Below are 16,080 nucleotides of genomic sequence, written 5' to 3'. Positions count from 1 at the left end.
GGCCCCGGGTTTCTTTCTACGGTCGGAACAGGTGATCAGGCCACGCAGCCGCCCAGGGCGATTTGTCCGTCGATGGCCTTGATCTGGTTCTGGACGGCACCGAGTTTGGTCTGCAGCCCAATCACAATCTGCTTCTGGGCTGCGATAGCGTCCTTGTTCAGCTTCTTCTGCGCTTCAAGGCCACTGAGCGTCGACTTTGCCGCGGTGAGCTGCGTGTCAAGGGTGGTGAGCTGGCCCTGCAGGGTCTTGAGCGCGGCTTCCGCCGCGGTGATCTCCCCGTTGAGGCTGTTCAGCTGGTCAAGCAGCGGAGCCACCCGGCCCTGGAGGGACAAGATCTCGGCCTCCTTGGTGGCAATCTGGGCGTTGAGCCCGGTAAGCGTCGTCACGAGCTTGTCGATGTCGGCATTGAGCGTCGTGATGTCGCCCTGCTTGGTGGTGACCGCCGCGGCGGTGCTGTCGGCCGCGGCCTGCAGCAGGGGTAGCCGCTCCTTCAGCCCGGTGAGCTCGGCGTTCTTGGCGTCAACGGCTGCCGATGCATCAGCAAGGGCGCCCTGGGCTTCGGTCAGGTCCCCGCGCAGGCCGTCGAGCACCGTCCGCTGTGCCGCAATGGCGTTCTGGGCAGCGTCGACTCCGTCGGTCAGGCCCATAAGCTTGGCCTCGAGGTCGGCAACCACCTTTTCCTGTGCGGTTAGTGCGGCAGCAGCCGCCGTCGCAGTGTCCTTGAGCCCCTGGAGCTGGCCCTGCAGGGTGGTGAGTTCGGTCTGCTTCGCGGCCACCGCGGCGTCGGCATCGGTCAGTGCCGTCTTCAGGGCGGGAAGCTGGCCCTGGAGAGTCCTGATCTCCGTCTCCTTCGTGGTAACGGCCACGTTGCCAGCGGTCAGTGCGTCCTGCAGCGGGGCCGCTTGCAGCTGGAGGGCGCTGCTCTCTTTCTGCTTCGCCAGCAGCTGGGAGTTGAGGGAGTCGACCTGCTTCTGCAGGGTCGAGAGGTCGCCCTGCAGTCCTGAGATCGACGTGTTTTTGTCGGTGATTTGGACATTCACCGCGTCGAGTTCCTTCTGCTTCGCGGCACGCTGTGCCTCGAGGTCCTTCTTGCCGTTGCCGTCGCCGTTGCCGGTCTCGATCCGCCTGCTCAAGGACGCGATCTCGCTCTCCAGCGTTGCCTTTTTGTTTTGGAGCGTGGTGAGCTCGCCCTGAGCCTTTGCCAGTTCAGCCTGCTTCGCCGTCACCGCTGCATTCGCCGCGGTGATCTTGTTCTGCAGCGTGGCGATTTCGGCGGTGACGGCATCCTGGTTTGCCGTGTTCGCTGCGACTGCGTCGGCTGCCTTCTTAGCATCGTCCTGGAGCGCGACGAGCTGGTTCTGCGCTGTCGCGATCTCCGCGGTCTTCGCGGTGACTGTGTTGGCTGCCTTGGTTGCGTTCGCCTGCAGCGCTGCAAGCTGGTCCTTCGCTGTGGCAATCTCGGTGTTCTTGGCGGCCACCGCGTCGGCGGCCGTCTTGGCGTCAGTCTGGCGCGTCGCCAGTTCGTTCTTCGCTTCGACGATCGCAGCATTCTGCGCATCAAGGTCCGCCTGGGCAGTCGTACCGGCAGCGACGAGGTTCGCGAGCGTTGCCTCGGCGTCGGTGACCTTCCGTGCTGCAGCGGTCACTGCTGCAGCAGCATCCTGTGCAGTGGTAGTCAGGATGATGAGTTCGCCCTCGGCTGTGGTGATTGCGGTGTTCTGGTCAGCCAGGTCGCCGGCTGCCTGCGCGGCGATGAACTGGAGTTCAGCGAGTTCCTGGGCGGCAGTGGCCAGTGCTTGCTTCTTGGCTACCAGCTCGGCGTCCACGGCTGTGGCCTGGGCCTGCAGGGCGGCGGAGTCGCTCTCCAAGGCAGCCTTCTTGGCCTGAAGGGGTTCCAGTTCGGCCGACACGGCCGCCTTTTCCGCCTCGAGATCAGTCAGGGCCTTCTCAGCCGCGGCGACCGCCTTGGCTGTTCTCGTCTGCTCGGCTACGAGGGCTGCGAGAGTGTCCTCGGCGGCCTGCAGCTGGGACTCGAGCTCGGCATTCGCCGCGTCCAGAGCCTCAATCGCATCCGTCGCGGTCTCGATCTGGGCCTTAAGGCTGTCGGCGGTCGACTGCAGGACCGCACGTTCGGTCTGCAGCTTGGTGATGATCTCCGCGTTCTTGCGGGCGGCGGCTTTCAGGAGGTTCTCCTGCACCGTGCCGCGGTGTGCCAACTGGTTGACCACCCCGTTGCAGATGCCCGACACCGGGGCGGTCTCGGCCGACGCCTGCGGGGCGAGGACCAGCATGCTGGTCAGGACTCCCGGCAGGATTACAGCGCTGGCAACGCGACGAACAAGGACGGATTTCGCGTTGATATCGCGCACAGCTACTCCTGGAGACCTGAGGGAACGTGGGGGTTACGTCCAGAAATGTACGGAGATTAGTTGCGCGGAGACACAGTACTCCTTACCCCTACTTTTCACCGGGTACTCGTTTTCCTACCCGTTAACTACCTGTTCCCGCACAAGCTGTTGAAATCAGGAGCAAGGGGGGCAGCCGCCCCCCTCAGCCGGTACAGCGATCCGACGGGGCGCCGTGGCCAGGGTCTGATTGAATCGGGGGATGAGCACTCCAGCGCACATCCAGGACCTCGGCGCCTACGTGGCAGCATCCCCGTCGAGCTTCCATGCCGTGGCGGAGGCCGCGCGGCGGCTTGCCGCCGCAGGATTTCGCGAACTTGCGGAGCAGGACGCCTGGGAGGGCGGCGCGGGTCGCTTCTACGTCATCCGTGACGGCGCCCTGATTGCGTGGTCCGTCCCCGAGAGTGCCGGCCCCATCACGGCGTTCCACATCCTCGGCGCCCACACCGATTCGCCGTCGTTCAAGCTCAAGCCCAAGCCCACCACGGGCAAGTACGGCTGGCTGCAGGCCGGCGTCGAGGTCTACGGCGGCCCGCTGCTGAATTCCTGGCTCGACCGGGAACTCGCGCTCGCGGGTCGCCTGACGCTGCACGACGGCAGCGAGCACCTGGTGTCCACCGGACCGCTGCTGCGTTTCCCGCAGCTCGCCATCCACCTGGACCGCGCAGTGAACGACGGCCTGGCGCTGGACAAGCAGCGCCACATGAATCCGGTCTGGGGCCGCGGCAACCCGGCGGAGGCGGACCTCCTCGGACTGCTCGCCGCGCGTGCCGGTGTTGATCCGCGGGAGATCGGCGGGTTCGACGTCGTCGTCGCCGACACCCAGGAACCGCGCGTCTTCGGCGCACAGGACGAGTTCTTCGCGTCCGGGCGGCTCGACAACCTCTCGTCCGTGCATGCCGGACTCACGGCGCTGATCGGCGCTGCCCGGGGTCCTGTGGACGGGCCGATCGCGGTCCTCGCGGCCTTCGACCACGAGGAGGTGGGCAGCGGATCCCGCTCCGGCGCCAGCGGACCCTTCCTCGAGGACATGCTGCTGCGCATCTCGCTCGGCCTCGGGGCCGGGACGGAGGAGCGCATGCGCGCCCTGGCGTCGTCGTTCTGCATATCGGCCGATGCCGGCCATGCCGTCCACCCCAATTACGCGGAGCGGCACGACCCGGTGAACCTGCCGGTGCTCAACGGCGGACCGCTGCTCAAGATCAATGCCAACCAGCGCTACACCACCGATGCGCCGGGTGCCGCCTTCTGGGCTGCGCTGTGCCGCAGCAGCGGCGTGCCCTACCAGGAGTTCGTCTCCAACAACGGGATGCCGTGCGGTTCCACCATCGGTCCGCTGACGGCCACGCGCCTCGGCATCCGTACGGTCGACGTCGGGACACCACTGCTGTCGATGCATTCGGCGCGTGAACTGTGCGGCGTCGAGGACCCCGGGCATCTCGCTACGGCCACGACCGCCTTCTTCCGCGGCGGGCAGTAGGCGAACCGGCTTCGTCCACCGGCCTCGTCCATACGAGTTCGCTGACGGTCAATCGTCCGGTAACATTGATACGTCTGTGCCAGAGCCGGTCGGCGGTAAATACCGCGGACGGCGGCCGGACCAACGCTAAAGAACCTCCTGTTGCGGAAAGACCGCGACCGTTCAGCCCAGAGGAGGTGGGTTCACACATGCGTGCATATGAATTGATGGTAATCATCGACCCCGACGTCGAGGAACGCTCCATCGACCCAACACTCGAGAAGTTCCTGAATGTCGTCCGCAATGGCGGCGGCACCGTGGACAAGGTGGATATCTGGGGACGCCGGCGCCTTGCGTACGAGATCCAGAAGAAGACCGAGGGCATCTACGCCGTCGTCAACTTCACCGCGACCCCGGCCGTGGCTTCCGAGCTCGACCGCCAGCTGAGCCTCAACGAGACGATCATGCGCACCAAGATCATCCGCCCCGAGGAGCAGAAGGTTTCCGCCGAATAATTTCGGTAGATCCCTCATCCATCCACCCCGCTCCGGCGGGTAGGAACTCAAGGAGGCACCATGGCAGGCGAAACAGTCATCACGGTGATCGGCAACCTCACCAACGACCCCGAATTGCGGTTCACGCCGTCGGGATCGGCGGTTGCCAACTTCACGATCGCGTCCACTCCTCGCACCTTCGATCGTCAAACCAATGACTGGAAGGACGGCGAAACGCTGTTCCTCCGCGCGTCGGTGTGGCGTGAGGCCGCGGAGAACGTTGCCGAGACTCTGACCAAGGGAACCCGCGTGGTTGCCCAGGGCCGACTCAAGTCACGTTCGTACGACACCAAAGAGGGCGAGAAGCGCACCGTCATGGAGCTCGAGGTGGACGAGATCGGTCCATCCCTGCGCTATGCATCGGCAAAGGTCACGCGTACCCAGCGCTCAGGCGGCGGGAACGGCGGCGGCTTCGGCGGCAACTCGGGTGGCAACTCCGGTGGCAGCGGTTCGAACTCCGGTTCGGGCTGGGGCGGCGGACAGCCGGCCCAGCAGCCTGCGGAAGACCCCTGGGGTGCTCCCTCGGGTGGCAACTCGCAGGGCTGGGGCAACGGCGCCGACTCCGAGCCTCCCTTCTAGGTAGCGGGTTCCGTTCCCGGAACCCCTGCCGCAGTTCCGCAAGGAACTGGTACTTCCCATCCCGCAGAATCGTTCTGCGGGCTCCAACAGAAAAAGGAGCACCACGATGGCTAAGGCTGAACTCCGTAAGCCCAAACCAAAGTCCAACCCCTTGAAGGCCGCTGACGTCACCGTCATCGACTACAAGGACGTAGCCCTGCTGCGTAAGTTCATTTCCGATCGCGGAAAGATCCGTGCCCGTCGCGTCACCGGTGTGACCGTGCAGGAGCAGCGCAAGATCGCCCAGGCAATCAAGAACGCCCGCGAAGTTGCACTCCTGCCGTACTCCGGCGCTGGCCGCGGCTAGGGAAAGGGACACACTATGTCGAAGCTCATTCTGACCCAGGAAGTCACCGGACTCGGTGCCGCAGGCGACGTCGTCGAGGTGAAGAACGGTTACGCACGTAACTACCTTCTGCCCCGCGGTTTCGCCCTGATGTGGAGCAAGGGTGGCGAGAAGCAGGTCGATTCGATCAAGGCTGCTCGCTCCGCCCGCGAGCACGCATCGCTCGAGGACGCCCAGCGCCAGGCTGCCGCACTGTCGGCGAAGCCCGTCACCCTGACTGTCAAGGCGGGTGGCTCCGGCCGCCTGTTCGGCACCGTCAAGGCCGACGACGTCGCGAAGGCCGTTGAGGCCGCAGGCCTCGGCAAGATCGACAAGCGCAAGGTCGAACTGCCGGCTCACATCAAGTCGGTCGGTTCGTACCAGGCCAACGTCCGTCTCCACGAGGACGTAGCAGCAGTCATCGACCTGGACGTCGTGGCCAGCTGATACAGCGAGGGGCCCCGGGCTCGCAAAGCGAGTTCGGGGTAGCCGCCAGCGCTGATACGCCGGCAGCGAGACCAGGTCCACCAGGAAGCCTCCGCGGAAGCGGGGGTTTCCTGCGTTTAACCCGTGGACGTCCCCTCGGGGCCCGTGCACGGCAACATTCCCGGGTGGGTACGCTCAGGCGGTATGCCCGGATGTACATGTCCCGCAGCGACTTCTTCCGGGATCTCCGGGAGGTCCTGGGTACCGGCAACTGCATATCGCCTAGTCCTGCCCCCGCGCCCATGGCACTCCGGGCCGGAACCGTATGGAGAGGTGGGGATATGTGCCTCCCGGGAGCAGATGGAAGCGCCTTTTCGTCGGTTGTCAACAGAGCACCTGTGGACGGAGGGGCGGGGAAATTAGTAGGAGTCCACAGGCCGGGGATAACGTTTTCGCAGGTCAGAGCGCTGTTGTAGCCCAAACAATTTCTTTGTCCACAGGGTTGTCCCCATCCTGTGCACAAGAGATGGCACGTAATCCACAGGTTATTCGCACTTACCCACACCCCCTGTTGGCACAGCGCTTTGTGCAGTACGGGAAGGGGTCTAGCGTTGCTGGGGATTCCCAATAGTGAGGGTGGAGAGTGATAGGCCTGTCCTGTCAGACCCGTCCCGGGTTTCCGGCGGACGCCTCGGCGACTGCCGCATCGACAGCAGGAGAAAGGCCCTACAGTGTCCCTGGCACATGCAGATTCATCACCGGACACTCGTACCCCGGAATTCTCACGTACGCCTCCCCAGGACCTCGTCGCCGAGCAGTCCGTCCTTGGCGGGATGATGCTGTCCAAGGATGCCATCGCCGACTGCGTGGAGGTGCTTCGAGGCATCGACTTCTACCGGCCCGCGCATGAGAGCATCTACGAGGCCATCATCGACCTCTACGGCCGTGGGGAACCGGCCGACGCCGTCACCGTTTCGGACGAGCTGACCAAGCGCGGAGAGATCTCCCGCATCGGCGGCCCCGCGTACCTCCACACGCTGATCCAGTCCGTCCCCACCGCGGCGAATGCCGGCTTCTACGCCGAGATCGTGCGCGAACGGGCCGTCCTTCGCCGACTCGTCGACGCGGGCACGAAGATCGTCCAGCTCGGCTACTCCAACGACGGCGAGGTGGACGACCTCGTCAACGCGGCCCAGGCCGAGGTGTATGCGGTCGCTGAGCGCCGCACGGCTGAGGATTACGTCGCGCTCAAGGACATCATCGAGGGCACCGTCGACGAGATCGAGTCGGCCGGCCACCGTGGCGAGGGCATGACCGGCGTCCCTACGGGTTTCTACGAACTCGACGAGCTGACCCAGGGGTTGCACGGTGGGCAGATGATCGTCGTCGCAGCCCGTCCCGCCATGGGTAAGTCCACCTTCGCCCTGGACTGGGCGCGTTCTGCGGCCATCAAGCACAATATGACCACCGTCTTCTTCTCGCTCGAGATGGGGCGCAACGAGATCGCGATGCGCCTGCTGTCCGCCGAGGCCACCATCGGCCTGCAGGACCTGCGCAAGGGCACCATCAAGGACGAGCAGTGGGGCAAGATCGCCACGACGATGGGCCGGATGAACGACGCGCCCCTGTTCATCGACGACAGCCCGAACATGTCGCTCATGGAGATCCGGGCCAAGTGCCGGCGGCTCAAGCAGCGGCACGACCTCAAGCTCGTGGTGCTGGACTACCTCCAACTGATGTCATCGGGCAAGCGCGTCGAGTCCCGCCAGCAGGAAGTGTCCGAGTTCTCGCGGGCACTCAAACTGCTGGCCAAGGAACTCAACGTGCCGGTCGTCGCGCTGTCACAGCTGAATCGTGGTTCCGAGCAGCGGACGGACAAGCGCCCGCAGGTTTCCGATCTTCGCGAGTCGGGCTCGATCGAGCAGGATGCCGACATGGTCATCCTTCTCCACCGTGACGACGTGTACGACAAGGAGTCGGCCCGTGCCGGCGAGGCCGACGTGATCGTGGCCAAGCACCGTAACGGACCGACCAAGACCCTTGTGGTCGGTTTCCAGGGCCACTACTCGCGGTTCAACAACATGGCCGCGGACGGCGGGGGCTACTAGTCCTTCTTCGGCCCGAGTTCGTTGATGACCGTCTTCAGGCGATCGCGCAGGTCTTCGGAAGCTAGACCGTCCTCGGCCATCAATTCGTGCTCAATGTTCTTCGCCCGCTCCAGCGCCTTCAGCCCTGCGGAGGTGATGGTGATGCGCTGACTGCGGCGATCCGCCGTGTTGCGCAAGCGCGTCACGAGCCCGCGCTTCTCGAGGCGGTCCAGGGTCCGGCCAACGGTCTGAGCCTGGACGTGGACCAGTTGCGCCAGACGCACCCCCGTGAGGGTGCCCTCCCGTTCGAGAACGCCGAGGGTCGTCAGGCCCGCGTGCGTGATGCCGATGCTCAGGAGCTTCTCGTTCCATGAGTGCTCGACGAGGCGGGCCGCGGTCGTGAGCAGGCGGCTGGTCGACCAATCGTTTAACTCCGGCACGATGGCGTGTCCTTCCTCGGTTGTACGCGGTGGATGCGCTTGTTCCTACTACTTACTCTAAACAATTTCACCCGAAATAGACAGCAGGCTTATTATCATGCGAGGTCGCGGTGGCGGCTCTTTCTACCGTTCCCTGGGCGCGACGGTGCGGCCGGAGTGGGTGCCGGCCGGCTGAGGACGACGAAGGGCCCGGAGCCATGCCCCGGGCCCTTCGTCGTGCACATTGTGCTTAGAGGTTCTCGCCTCGGCGGGTGTCGTCACCGAGATCGGTGCCCCGGCGGGTGTCCTCCGCGCCTTCGACCTCGATCTCTTCCTTGCGGACCTCACCACTGACCGTCTCGTTCGAGGTGACGGTCTGCTTGTCGAGACGCACGCGCTCGACAGGGACGGCTTCCTTCTCGACGACGGGGCGCTCGGCGTGGAGGGTCACTTCGTGCTCCTCCTCGCTGATGTCCGGACCGGCAAGGGCTTCGCCGCGGTTGGCTTCCGTGATGGGCTCGCGCTCGATGCGGACTTCCTCGCGGCTGACGGGAACGGTCGTGGTGACGTTCTCGGTGACCACGTACTTGCGCAGGCGGGCGCGGCCTACCTCACGGCGTTCCGTACCGACGCGCAGCTGCTCTTCCGAGCGCGTCATGGCTTCGTCCGTGGTGGGACCAGAGGTGTCGTGCCCGACAGCTCCACGGTCCGAGTAGGTGCTCGTATCCGTGTCCGTCAGGTTCGCGTGGCGGCCCGATGTGGTGTCGATGTCGACGTCGCGGTCGCCCTGGCCGACGGTGCCGGTGGTGGTCGTCGTGCCGGTGGTCGTCGTGTCGGTGTAGCCGCTGGTGCCGCCACCGATCTCGTAGTGGCGGTAGAGGCGATCCTCTTCCTCCGGGCTCAGGTTGCCGTCGGTCTCGATCCGAGGGGCATCCTTCACCTGGTGCTTGGTGTACGGCACGCGGACGTCATGGCCTTCGACGTCGGCGCCCTGAAGGGGAATGAAGGACTCGGACGTGCCGAACAGGCCCGTCTTTGCCGTGACCCAGCTGGGCTCACCGGTCTGGTCGTCGAGGTAGACCTGGCCGATGGAGCCGATCTTCTCTCCGTCAGAACCGAGGACGTTGCCGCCGTTGCCGAGCAGGGTATCGATGTGTTCCTGGGTAATCATTTCCTTCTCCTTCTGAGTAATCTCACTGCGAGGGGTATGGAATTCTCGGCTGTAGGTCTCGCCGGGACCGGAGTCCCTGGCGAACCACCGGCCTCTAGAGTAAGCACACTTAGTAGTTAATTGGAAGCTGGCTTAGCGTTCCTCTTGAAATCCGTAGCCGTGATCCCATGGTTCAGCGGTAGGAAGACTGCCTGCGGGCGGCTTTGCCGGCCACGAGTGCTTCCGTAGAATGACTGGAAGGTCCAGCCACCGGCCGAACATCCTGCAGGACGACCCGATCTATGCCCCTACAGGCGTGTGTCGGGCGCTCGCCCACCTCACCGGAAGGCGCCCATGCCAGCCGCACGTCCCCCTCACATCAATCAGGTCATGATCGCTGCCGCGGACCTCGAGAACGCCGAGTTCGAGCGTGACCGGCTCGCAATGGTGTGCGGCGCCGCCATCCGACTGGCCCTTGCCGAGGGCCACACGGTCGCCCAGATCGCCCAGGCGGCGGCCATGGCCGAAGCTGACGTGCGGCGCCTCGCGGAGGCCTTGCCGGACACCTTGCCCGGTCCCGTGGATCTTGCTGCCCTGCCGGGGCTTGCAGGGGGCCACGACGCCGCCCTGATCGGCCTTCACCCGTCCCTACTGGACATCGTGCCCTTCGAAGCGGACGTCACCGCACGCGAGGAGCTTGTCCGGGATGCCCCTCGGGAGTCGGATGCCGCCCTCTGATGCTTCGGTCGGGTCGGAGAGGGGCCGGGTGGCGCTGCTCATCATCGATATGCAGAACGCCTTCTTCGAGGACGAGGTCCTTGCCAGCGCTCAGAAAGCTCTGGTGGGGGCCTGCAACGCCCTGATCGATGCTGCGCAGCGCGGAAGGACGCCAGTCCTGGTGGCGCGCACCGAGCACCTCCCGGACCGCTCCACGTGGACCGTCTCCATGCTTGATGACGACCAGGGATTCATCTTCCGGGGGACCCACCAGGCCGAGGCCGTCGAGGGTCTCCGTGTCGAAGGGCTGGAGACTGTGACGAAGACCCGCGACAGCGCCTTTTTCGGAACGGACCTCGCGGAGCGCCTCCGGAGCCACGGCGTGGAGCGGCTCGTCCTCGCCGGAGTCTCCACGCACAACTGCGTGGCGCACACGGGCGCCGATGCTTTCGCGCACGACTTCCGTGTCAGCTACGCACTCGACGCCATCGGCAGCACCAACGCCCAGTACGCGGCGGCGATGCTCGAGATCCTCTCCGTCGAGTACCGGCAGGCGGTCCTCAGCCGGTCGGAAGCGGAGGCCCTCCTCACCTGACGGGCGGCGCCCCGCAGCTCGCCCCGGCGGAGCCGGGAACGGCAGAGGCCACCGGAACGAATCCCGGTGGCCTCCGTCATCTGTACCTCGTGGGTCAGCTCTGCTTGACGTTCGCCGTGGCGTCCTGGGCGCGGCCCTTGACGTGGCCGGCGGCCTGCTGGCCCTCGTCCTTCACGGTCTGCACCGAATCGGTCGCGGATTCCTTTACGGACTGGACGGCATCCTGCACCGGCTCCTTCACGTCCTCGACGATCTGCTTCGCGGCCTCGGTAACCTTCTCCTTCAGGGGCGCTGCCTGCTCCTTGAGCTGCGATGCGGCCTCCTGCTCCTTCTGGCTGGCCGGAATGACCGATGCAACGAGCAGACCGGCGCCGAAGGCGATCAGACCGGCGGCGAGAGGGTTGCCGGCAGCCTTGCTGGAAAGCTGTCGCGGGGCGTTCTGGACGGCGTGTCCGGCCTGGGCGGCCTTGTCCTTGGCTGTGCCTGTGGCGGACTGGGCGGTACCCTTTCCGCTGCCGGCCGTGCTCCTGACGCTGTCCTTCACGTCGCCGGCCTTGCCGGTCACGGAGTCCTTGACGTCCTCGGCCTTGCCCATAACGGAGTCCTTGACGTCCTCGGCCTTGCCCATGACGGTCTCCTTCACATTGCTGAAGCTGTTCTTGACCTTCTCGGTCTGGCGGTGCGCGATATTTGCGGGATTCACCTTGTCTGCCACGGCGTCGACGTTGGTGCCCAGTTCCTCGCGGGTGCGTTCAATATCTGCGCGGATCTCTTCTGGCGTCTGGCTCATCGTGTCTGCTCACCTGGTTTCAGTGTCGGCGGAATCTCTTTGACGGTCTCCGCAGTCTGTGGGAGACCCTTGACCTTCTTCATTTCCTTCTTGCCCTGGAGTGCCAGCACCGCGGCGATGATGCCCCAGAGAACCGCCACGATCAGAGCGGCCCAGCCGAGGGGCATGAGTGCACCGAGGCCCCACATCAGGGCGATGGACAGGAACAGGAGGACGAAGTGACCGCCGACCGCTGCGCCGGCGAACATGCCGGCACCCTTTCCGGCGTTCTTCGCCGATTCCGTGGCTTCGGCTTTCGCCAGAGCCACTTCCTGGCGCATGAGCTTGGAGAGGTCCTTTGTCACCTCCCCGAGGAGTTCACCTACCGAGGCATTGGCAGCGCGCTGCTCGGCCTCCGTAGGTAGGGGTGCGGCGGCCTGGTGGGCACCGCCGGTGTATGCCTCAGCCATCAGCGCAGGCTCCCGTCATTCGGCAGGGTGCCCACGGGCGGCGTTCCCGGGGGGATGGTGGGGTAGTCCTCCGTGGGATCGACGAAGGCGGGGTTGGATCCTGCGACGTGCTGGCCGTGGGTCGTCTCGCCGAAGCCTGCAGTAGCGGGGGTACCGCTGTAGAGGCCGGAGTCCGTCTCGGTGTAAGCGGGATAGGTCCCGGTCGTCGAGGTTCCGGTCGATGCGAAGTTCCGAGCGGAACCGGATGTCTCGGACTCCCGGTTACCGGTCAATCCACGCGTCAGGCGGCCGGCGACGAGTCCCGATCCGGCTGCTATGGCGAGGAATACTCCGGGCTTGCGGCGGGCGAAGGCCTTGACGTCCTCGAGGATGTCGGTGGCGTCGCGGCCCTCGAGCCAGGAAGCGGCCGAGTTGGTGCGCTGGGCCGCCTGCTGGACGACGCTGGACACTACGTGGTTGTCCGATTTCTCCGCGATGGATTTCAGTTCATCGGAGATGCTGCGGATGCCCTCGGTGATCTTCTGCTGCTGCGTGCCGGCCTGGCTTTTGACCTCGGAGGTCACCGTGCCGAGCAGGTTCTTGGCCTGCGATCCGGCCTCGGCGGCGACACTCTTCGCCTCGGAGGCGGCGGTGCCGGCTACGTTCTTGGCTGCTTCCTTGCCTTCCTGGCCGACCTGCTGGGCCTGGTGCTTGGCAGCGGAAGTCTTCGATCCGGAGTTACCGCCGGTGGATCCAGTGGTGCCGAGCTCGTGGGCGCCGAGGTCCGAAGTGGATGACTCGTTGCCTGTGGTGGAGGGAACCAGGGGATCCTGCGGCCAATTCTGCGTAGTCATGGTTCTTCCTAACGTTGATATTGCCGTTAACGCGGACGCTCCATCGTGTTCTCGATGCGACGGTCCTGCATCTCGTGCTGGACTTATCACTGAAGCTAAGCATGCTTACCTTAACTTTTGCAAGCTCTTTCGTAAGATCCCGCAACATCTAAATAAGTAGACTTAGTATCTTCCAAAAATCCTAGTGGCGCCCTTAGCGTCGAATCAAGAGGACCTCCGCGGCCGCTTCAAGAAGGAGCGGGTCCAAGCCAGCGAGGACCCTAGGTGGGAGGTGGCACCCCGTGTTTTTCCACAAGCAAGAGCTGCAGTACAAGGCCAGCCCTGACAAGCCCGACGCGGTGTATGCGCGCAAGCTGCAGGAAGTCCTCGGCGGCCAGTACGGCGAGATCACCGTGGCCCTGCAGTACAGCTTCCAGGCCTGGAACGCCCACATCCCGGGCAAGTACCGTGACCTGCTCTTCGGGATCGGTGCCGAGGAGATGGGGCATGTCGAGATGCTGGCGACGATGATCGCACAGTTGCTGGAGAAAGCGCCGCTCGGGATCACCGAGGATGCCGTACAGTCCGATCCCGCCATCGCCGCTGTGATCGGGGGTACCGACCTCCAGCACGCGATCGTGGCCGGAGCAGGTGCCCGACCCGTGGACAGTATGGGCAACCCCTGGCAGGGCAGCTACGTGACGGCGAGCGGTAACCTGCTCGCGGACTTCACCGCGAATGCGAACGCAGAGATGCAGGGCCGGCTGCAGGTGGCCCGCCTCTACCACATGACGGACGACCACGGGGTCCGGGACATGCTGTCCTTCCTGCTTGCACGGGACACCATGCACCAGAACCAGTGGATGGCGGCCGCCAGAGAGCTGCAGGAATCGAAGCTCGAGGAGATGCCCGTACCGAGCAACTTCCCGATCAAGAAGGAAGCCCGGGAGGTCTCCTACCAGTACCTCAACTTCTCGGACGGCAAGGCGGCGGCCGAGGGCCGCTGGGCTTCCGGACCGAGCCCGGACGGGAAGGGTGAATTCACCTACCACGAGGGCCCCACCACGAGTGCGCCCATGCCGCCGGCCACCCATCCGGACTCCCGTTTCTACGGGACCACGGAGATCCCGAACACCGTCGAGAAGATAGCGGGCACCGTGCAGGACAAGCTGAACCGCGAATAACCCATCGCACTACCGAAGAGAAGGAGACTGTCATGACAAATACGAACAACCGCACGGTGGAGAGTGGCCGCACCTCACTGCAACGCGCTGCGCAGGCAGTAGGCGTCGTCTTCCTGCTGGTCGGAATCCTAGGCTTCATTCCCGGGATCACCTCGAACTACAACACCATGATGTTCGCCGGACACCAGTCGGAGGCGATGCTGCTCGGGATCTTCCAGGTCTCGATCCTCCACAACATCGTCCACCTGTTGTTCGGCATCGCCGGCGTGGCCATGTCGAGGACGGTGTCCGGGGCGCGCTCGTACCTCCTCGGTGGCGGGATCATCTACGCCATCCTGTGGCTCTACGGACTCGTGATCGGCCAGGAGTCGTCGGCCAACTTCGTCCCGCTGAACACCGCGGATGACTGGCTGCACTTCCTGCTCGCGGTGGGCATGATCGGCCTGGCGCTCGCGCTCGGTCGCCGCGACCGCTCCGCCACGCGCCGCGTCTGACCGGGACCTCCGCCCCGGGGCGGGAGTCCGGTGTGCGGCAGCTCGAATCCGCACAGGTAATCAGCATCACGGACACGGCGCGTCGAGTGTCGGACCATGACGCCGGATCGAGGGGTACCACCGGGTACCCCTCGATCCGGCGTCGTCGTACCGGGCCCTCGCGGCGACGGACACCACGACGCGCGAAAGCGAAGTACGCTTAGCATTGACGCCCCGGCCCCATGGGGTAGCCCTGTCGACAGAGAGGTCCTTGATGAAGCAGCCCTCCCCGCGCGGAGAAGTCAGCGCGCTAGTCCTGGCCATCATCGCCGGAACAACCGACTCGCAGCAGGATGCGCTCGAGCGGCTCGGCGTGCTCGTCGAGGCCGCGCTCTCCGAAACGGCGGACATCCTGCACGACGACGACCTCCAGCTTGCGCTCTTCTGCCTGTACGAGCTGCACTACAGCGGAATCGATGGCGCGGGCGACGACTGGGAATGGAACCCGGACCTCCTGCGCGTGCGGCAGCAACTCGAGGCGGCCTTCGAGCGCAGGGTACGGGACGAAGTCGTCCTGGGTGACCTGCCGGGGGCGACCAGCGAGGCCGTGTGCGCTGAGCTGTTCCGCATGACCAGCGAGGATTCGGGTCCGAGCATGTCCCGGTACGTGGCGAAGTCCGCGACGAACGAGCAACTCCGCGAGTTCCTCGTGCACAAGTCCATCTACCAGCTCAAGGAAGCCGACCCGCACACGTGGGCGATCCCGCGTCTCACCGGCCGGTCCAAGGCAGCCCTCGTGGAGATCCAGGCCGACGAGTACGGGAACGGCCTGCCCGCGCGGATGCACTCCGCGCTCTTCGCCCGCACCATGCGTGAATTCGGCATGGACGACTCGTATGGCGCTTATCTCGATGCCACTCCCGCGATCACCCTGGCGGTGAACAACCTCATGTCGCTGTTCGGCCTCAACCGCCGGCTCCGCGGGGCGATCGTCGGACACCTGGCCGCCTACGAGATGACGTCATCGCAGCCGAACCGCCTGTACTCACGGGGTTTCAAGCGCCTCGGACACGGCGAGGACGCGCTCGAGTACTTCGACGAACACGTCGAGGCCGACGCCGTCCACGAGCAGATCGCCGGGCGGGACATGGCCGGCGGACTGGTCGAGTCCGATCCGCGACTGCTGCAGGACGTCCTGTTCGGAGCTGCCGCCGGACTCGCCGTCGACGGGCTCATGACGGTCCACATCATGAAGGCCTGGGAGGCGGGCCGCTCGTCGTTGCGGGCCTCGGAATCGATGGCTTCGTGAGCGAGGCACCCGGCGTGTCCGAGCCGACACCGGAGCGCCCGCTCAACTCCGGCAGTACCCCGGTGTCCATCGTCGCCTGCCCCAACGGTCCGCTCCTCGTCCGTGGCGACTTCGAACTCGTCGGTGCGGACGGCAACGAACTGCCGCGCACCCGGCGGACGGTGGCGCTCTGCCGGTGCGGCGCGTCCGTGCTCAAGCCCTACTGCGACGGCTCGCACAAGCTCACCGGGTTCAAGTCGGAGCCCTGACAGCCGCCCGGCGTCCGGGTTGAAGGCCGTCCGTCGGGCATGCTGGACTGGAACGCGGGA

At 65.3% G+C, this 16,080-nt stretch carries 18 protein-coding genes; 12 read left to right on the top strand and 6 right to left on the bottom strand.

The features are described 5' to 3' along the window. Positions 1–35: 35 nt before the first annotated feature. On the bottom strand, positions 36–2,369 hold the full coding sequence (locus tag ACX80H_RS09770; RefSeq protein ID WP_459312913.1) for a coiled-coil domain-containing protein: 2,334 nt from the start codon (positions 2,367–2,369) through the stop codon (positions 36–38). 238 nt (positions 2,370–2,607) lie between these two features. Here ACX80H_RS09770 and ACX80H_RS09765 point away from each other — a divergent pair, with 238 nt between their 5' ends. The 6 genes from ACX80H_RS09765 (at position 2,608) to dnaB (ending at position 7,895) form a co-directional block, all read left to right on the top strand. Beyond that, positions 2,608–3,885 carry a M18 family aminopeptidase gene (locus ACX80H_RS09765; protein ID WP_459312911.1) on the top strand — a complete coding sequence of 426 codons (1,278 nt, stop codon included), beginning with the start codon at positions 2,608–2,610 and terminating at the stop codon, positions 3,883–3,885. A gap of 188 nt (positions 3,886–4,073) precedes the next feature. Then, positions 4,074–4,379: a 30S ribosomal protein S6 gene (gene rpsF, locus ACX80H_RS09760; protein WP_043442549.1), complete on the top strand. Its 306-nt coding sequence runs from the start codon at positions 4,074–4,076 to the stop codon at positions 4,377–4,379. Positions 4,380–4,439: 60 nt separating this feature from the next. Next, positions 4,440–4,997: a single-stranded DNA-binding protein gene (locus ACX80H_RS09755; RefSeq protein ID WP_459312910.1), complete on the top strand. Its 558-nt coding sequence runs from the start codon at positions 4,440–4,442 to the stop codon at positions 4,995–4,997. Between the two features lie 106 nt (positions 4,998–5,103). Then, on the top strand, positions 5,104–5,343 hold the full coding sequence (rpsR, locus tag ACX80H_RS09750; protein ID WP_005273147.1) for a 30S ribosomal protein S18: 240 nt from the start codon (positions 5,104–5,106) through the stop codon (positions 5,341–5,343). A gap of 15 nt (positions 5,344–5,358) precedes the next feature. Then, the gene (gene rplI, locus ACX80H_RS09745) at positions 5,359–5,808 is read left to right on the top strand and encodes a 50S ribosomal protein L9 (RefSeq protein WP_087071874.1); all 450 of its coding nucleotides are present in this window, start codon (positions 5,359–5,361) and stop codon (positions 5,806–5,808) included. 710 nt (positions 5,809–6,518) lie between these two features. Next, a complete protein-coding gene (gene dnaB / locus ACX80H_RS09740; RefSeq protein WP_087071875.1) occupies positions 6,519–7,895 on the top strand; it encodes a replicative DNA helicase in 1,377 nt (458 codons plus the stop codon). On the opposite strand, the gene ACX80H_RS09735 is transcribed toward dnaB, so the two are convergent. Both ACX80H_RS09735 and ACX80H_RS09730 read right to left on the bottom strand, forming a co-directional pair. Continuing rightward, the gene (locus ACX80H_RS09735; RefSeq protein ID WP_087071876.1) at positions 7,892–8,314 is read right to left on the bottom strand and encodes a MarR family winged helix-turn-helix transcriptional regulator; all 423 of its coding nucleotides are present in this window, start codon (positions 8,312–8,314) and stop codon (positions 7,892–7,894) included. The genes dnaB and ACX80H_RS09735 overlap by 4 nt on opposite strands. Before the next feature lie 229 nt (positions 8,315–8,543). Then, a complete protein-coding gene (locus tag ACX80H_RS09730; protein WP_459312908.1) occupies positions 8,544–9,464 on the bottom strand; it encodes a DUF2382 domain-containing protein in 921 nt (306 codons plus the stop codon). Between the two features lie 333 nt (positions 9,465–9,797). On the opposite strand from ACX80H_RS09730, the gene ACX80H_RS09725 reads away from it, so the two are divergent. Together ACX80H_RS09725 and ACX80H_RS09720 are read left to right on the top strand one after the other, a co-directional pair. Continuing rightward, complete coding sequence (locus tag ACX80H_RS09725; protein WP_459312906.1) at positions 9,798–10,181, top strand: hypothetical protein; 384 nt, start codon at positions 9,798–9,800, stop codon at positions 10,179–10,181. A gap of 28 nt (positions 10,182–10,209) precedes the next feature. After that, a complete protein-coding gene (locus ACX80H_RS09720; protein ID WP_459312904.1) occupies positions 10,210–10,755 on the top strand; it encodes a cysteine hydrolase family protein in 546 nt (181 codons plus the stop codon). Between the two features lie 94 nt (positions 10,756–10,849). Here the strand turns inward: ACX80H_RS09720 and ACX80H_RS09715 are convergent, their stop codons facing one another. The 3 genes from ACX80H_RS09715 to ACX80H_RS09705 are packed head-to-tail and all read right to left on the bottom strand — an operon-like array spanning position 10,850 to position 12,827. Beyond that, the gene (locus ACX80H_RS09715) at positions 10,850–11,545 is read right to left on the bottom strand and encodes a DUF3618 domain-containing protein (RefSeq protein ID WP_459312902.1); all 696 of its coding nucleotides are present in this window, start codon (positions 11,543–11,545) and stop codon (positions 10,850–10,852) included. Then, positions 11,542–11,994, bottom strand: a complete 453-nt coding sequence (locus ACX80H_RS09710) for a phage holin family protein (protein ID WP_459312900.1) — start codon at positions 11,992–11,994, stop codon at positions 11,542–11,544. Before ACX80H_RS09710 ends, ACX80H_RS09715 begins: the two co-directional genes overlap by 4 nt. After that, positions 11,994–12,827: a hypothetical protein gene (locus ACX80H_RS09705; protein WP_459312898.1), complete on the bottom strand. Its 834-nt coding sequence runs from the start codon at positions 12,825–12,827 to the stop codon at positions 11,994–11,996. The genes ACX80H_RS09710 and ACX80H_RS09705 overlap by 1 nt, the downstream gene beginning before the upstream one ends. Before the next feature lie 281 nt (positions 12,828–13,108). Here ACX80H_RS09705 and ACX80H_RS09700 point away from each other — a divergent pair, with 281 nt between their 5' ends. The 4 genes from ACX80H_RS09700 (at position 13,109) to ACX80H_RS09685 (ending at position 16,020) form a co-directional block, all read left to right on the top strand. Continuing rightward, the gene (locus ACX80H_RS09700; protein WP_459312896.1) at positions 13,109–13,990 is read left to right on the top strand and encodes a manganese catalase; all 882 of its coding nucleotides are present in this window, start codon (positions 13,109–13,111) and stop codon (positions 13,988–13,990) included. Between the two features lie 32 nt (positions 13,991–14,022). After that, positions 14,023–14,484 carry a DUF4383 domain-containing protein gene (locus ACX80H_RS09695; protein ID WP_459312895.1) on the top strand — a complete coding sequence of 154 codons (462 nt, stop codon included), beginning with the start codon at positions 14,023–14,025 and terminating at the stop codon, positions 14,482–14,484. Positions 14,485–14,737: 253 nt separating this feature from the next. Then, positions 14,738–15,772, top strand: coding sequence for an iron-containing redox enzyme family protein (locus ACX80H_RS09690; protein ID WP_459312893.1), 1,035 nt, complete (start codon positions 14,738–14,740; stop codon positions 15,770–15,772). After that, positions 15,769–16,020, top strand: coding sequence for a CDGSH iron-sulfur domain-containing protein (locus tag ACX80H_RS09685; protein WP_459312891.1), 252 nt, complete (start codon positions 15,769–15,771; stop codon positions 16,018–16,020). Before ACX80H_RS09690 ends, ACX80H_RS09685 begins: the two co-directional genes overlap by 4 nt. Positions 16,021–16,080 lie beyond the last annotated feature (60 nt).

This window comes from Arthrobacter pasteuri (assembly GCF_054510955.1).
The sequence above is the reverse complement of the archived record's forward strand: the minus strand, read 5'-3'. Positions and strand labels throughout refer to the sequence as shown.

What these genes read in the sequence shown, in the direction of transcription:
- ACX80H_RS09765 (WP_459312911.1), top strand. Translation starts at nt 2,608, where the DNA reads ATGAGCACTCCAGCGCACATCCAGGACCTCGGCGCCTACGTGGCAGCA.
- rpsF (WP_043442549.1), top strand. Translation starts at nt 4,074, where the DNA reads ATGCGTGCATATGAATTGATGGTAATCATCGACCCCGACGTCGAGGAA.
- ACX80H_RS09755 (WP_459312910.1), top strand. Translation starts at nt 4,440, where the DNA reads ATGGCAGGCGAAACAGTCATCACGGTGATCGGCAACCTCACCAACGAC.
- rpsR (WP_005273147.1), top strand. Translation starts at nt 5,104, where the DNA reads ATGGCTAAGGCTGAACTCCGTAAGCCCAAACCAAAGTCCAACCCCTTG.
- rplI (WP_087071874.1), top strand. Translation starts at nt 5,359, where the DNA reads ATGTCGAAGCTCATTCTGACCCAGGAAGTCACCGGACTCGGTGCCGCA.
- ACX80H_RS09730 (WP_459312908.1), bottom strand. Translation starts at nt 9,464, where the DNA reads ATGATTACCCAGGAACACATCGATACCCTGCTCGGCAACGGCGGCAAC.
- ACX80H_RS09725 (WP_459312906.1), top strand. Translation starts at nt 9,798, where the DNA reads ATGCCAGCCGCACGTCCCCCTCACATCAATCAGGTCATGATCGCTGCC.
- ACX80H_RS09715 (WP_459312902.1), bottom strand. Translation starts at nt 11,545, where the DNA reads ATGAGCCAGACGCCAGAAGAGATCCGCGCAGATATTGAACGCACCCGC.
- ACX80H_RS09710 (WP_459312900.1), bottom strand. Translation starts at nt 11,994, where the DNA reads ATGGCTGAGGCATACACCGGCGGTGCCCACCAGGCCGCCGCACCCCTA.
- ACX80H_RS09705 (WP_459312898.1), bottom strand. Translation starts at nt 12,827, where the DNA reads ATGACTACGCAGAATTGGCCGCAGGATCCCCTGGTTCCCTCCACCACA.
- ACX80H_RS09695 (WP_459312895.1), top strand. Translation starts at nt 14,023, where the DNA reads ATGACAAATACGAACAACCGCACGGTGGAGAGTGGCCGCACCTCACTG.
- ACX80H_RS09690 (WP_459312893.1), top strand. Translation starts at nt 14,738, where the DNA reads ATGAAGCAGCCCTCCCCGCGCGGAGAAGTCAGCGCGCTAGTCCTGGCC.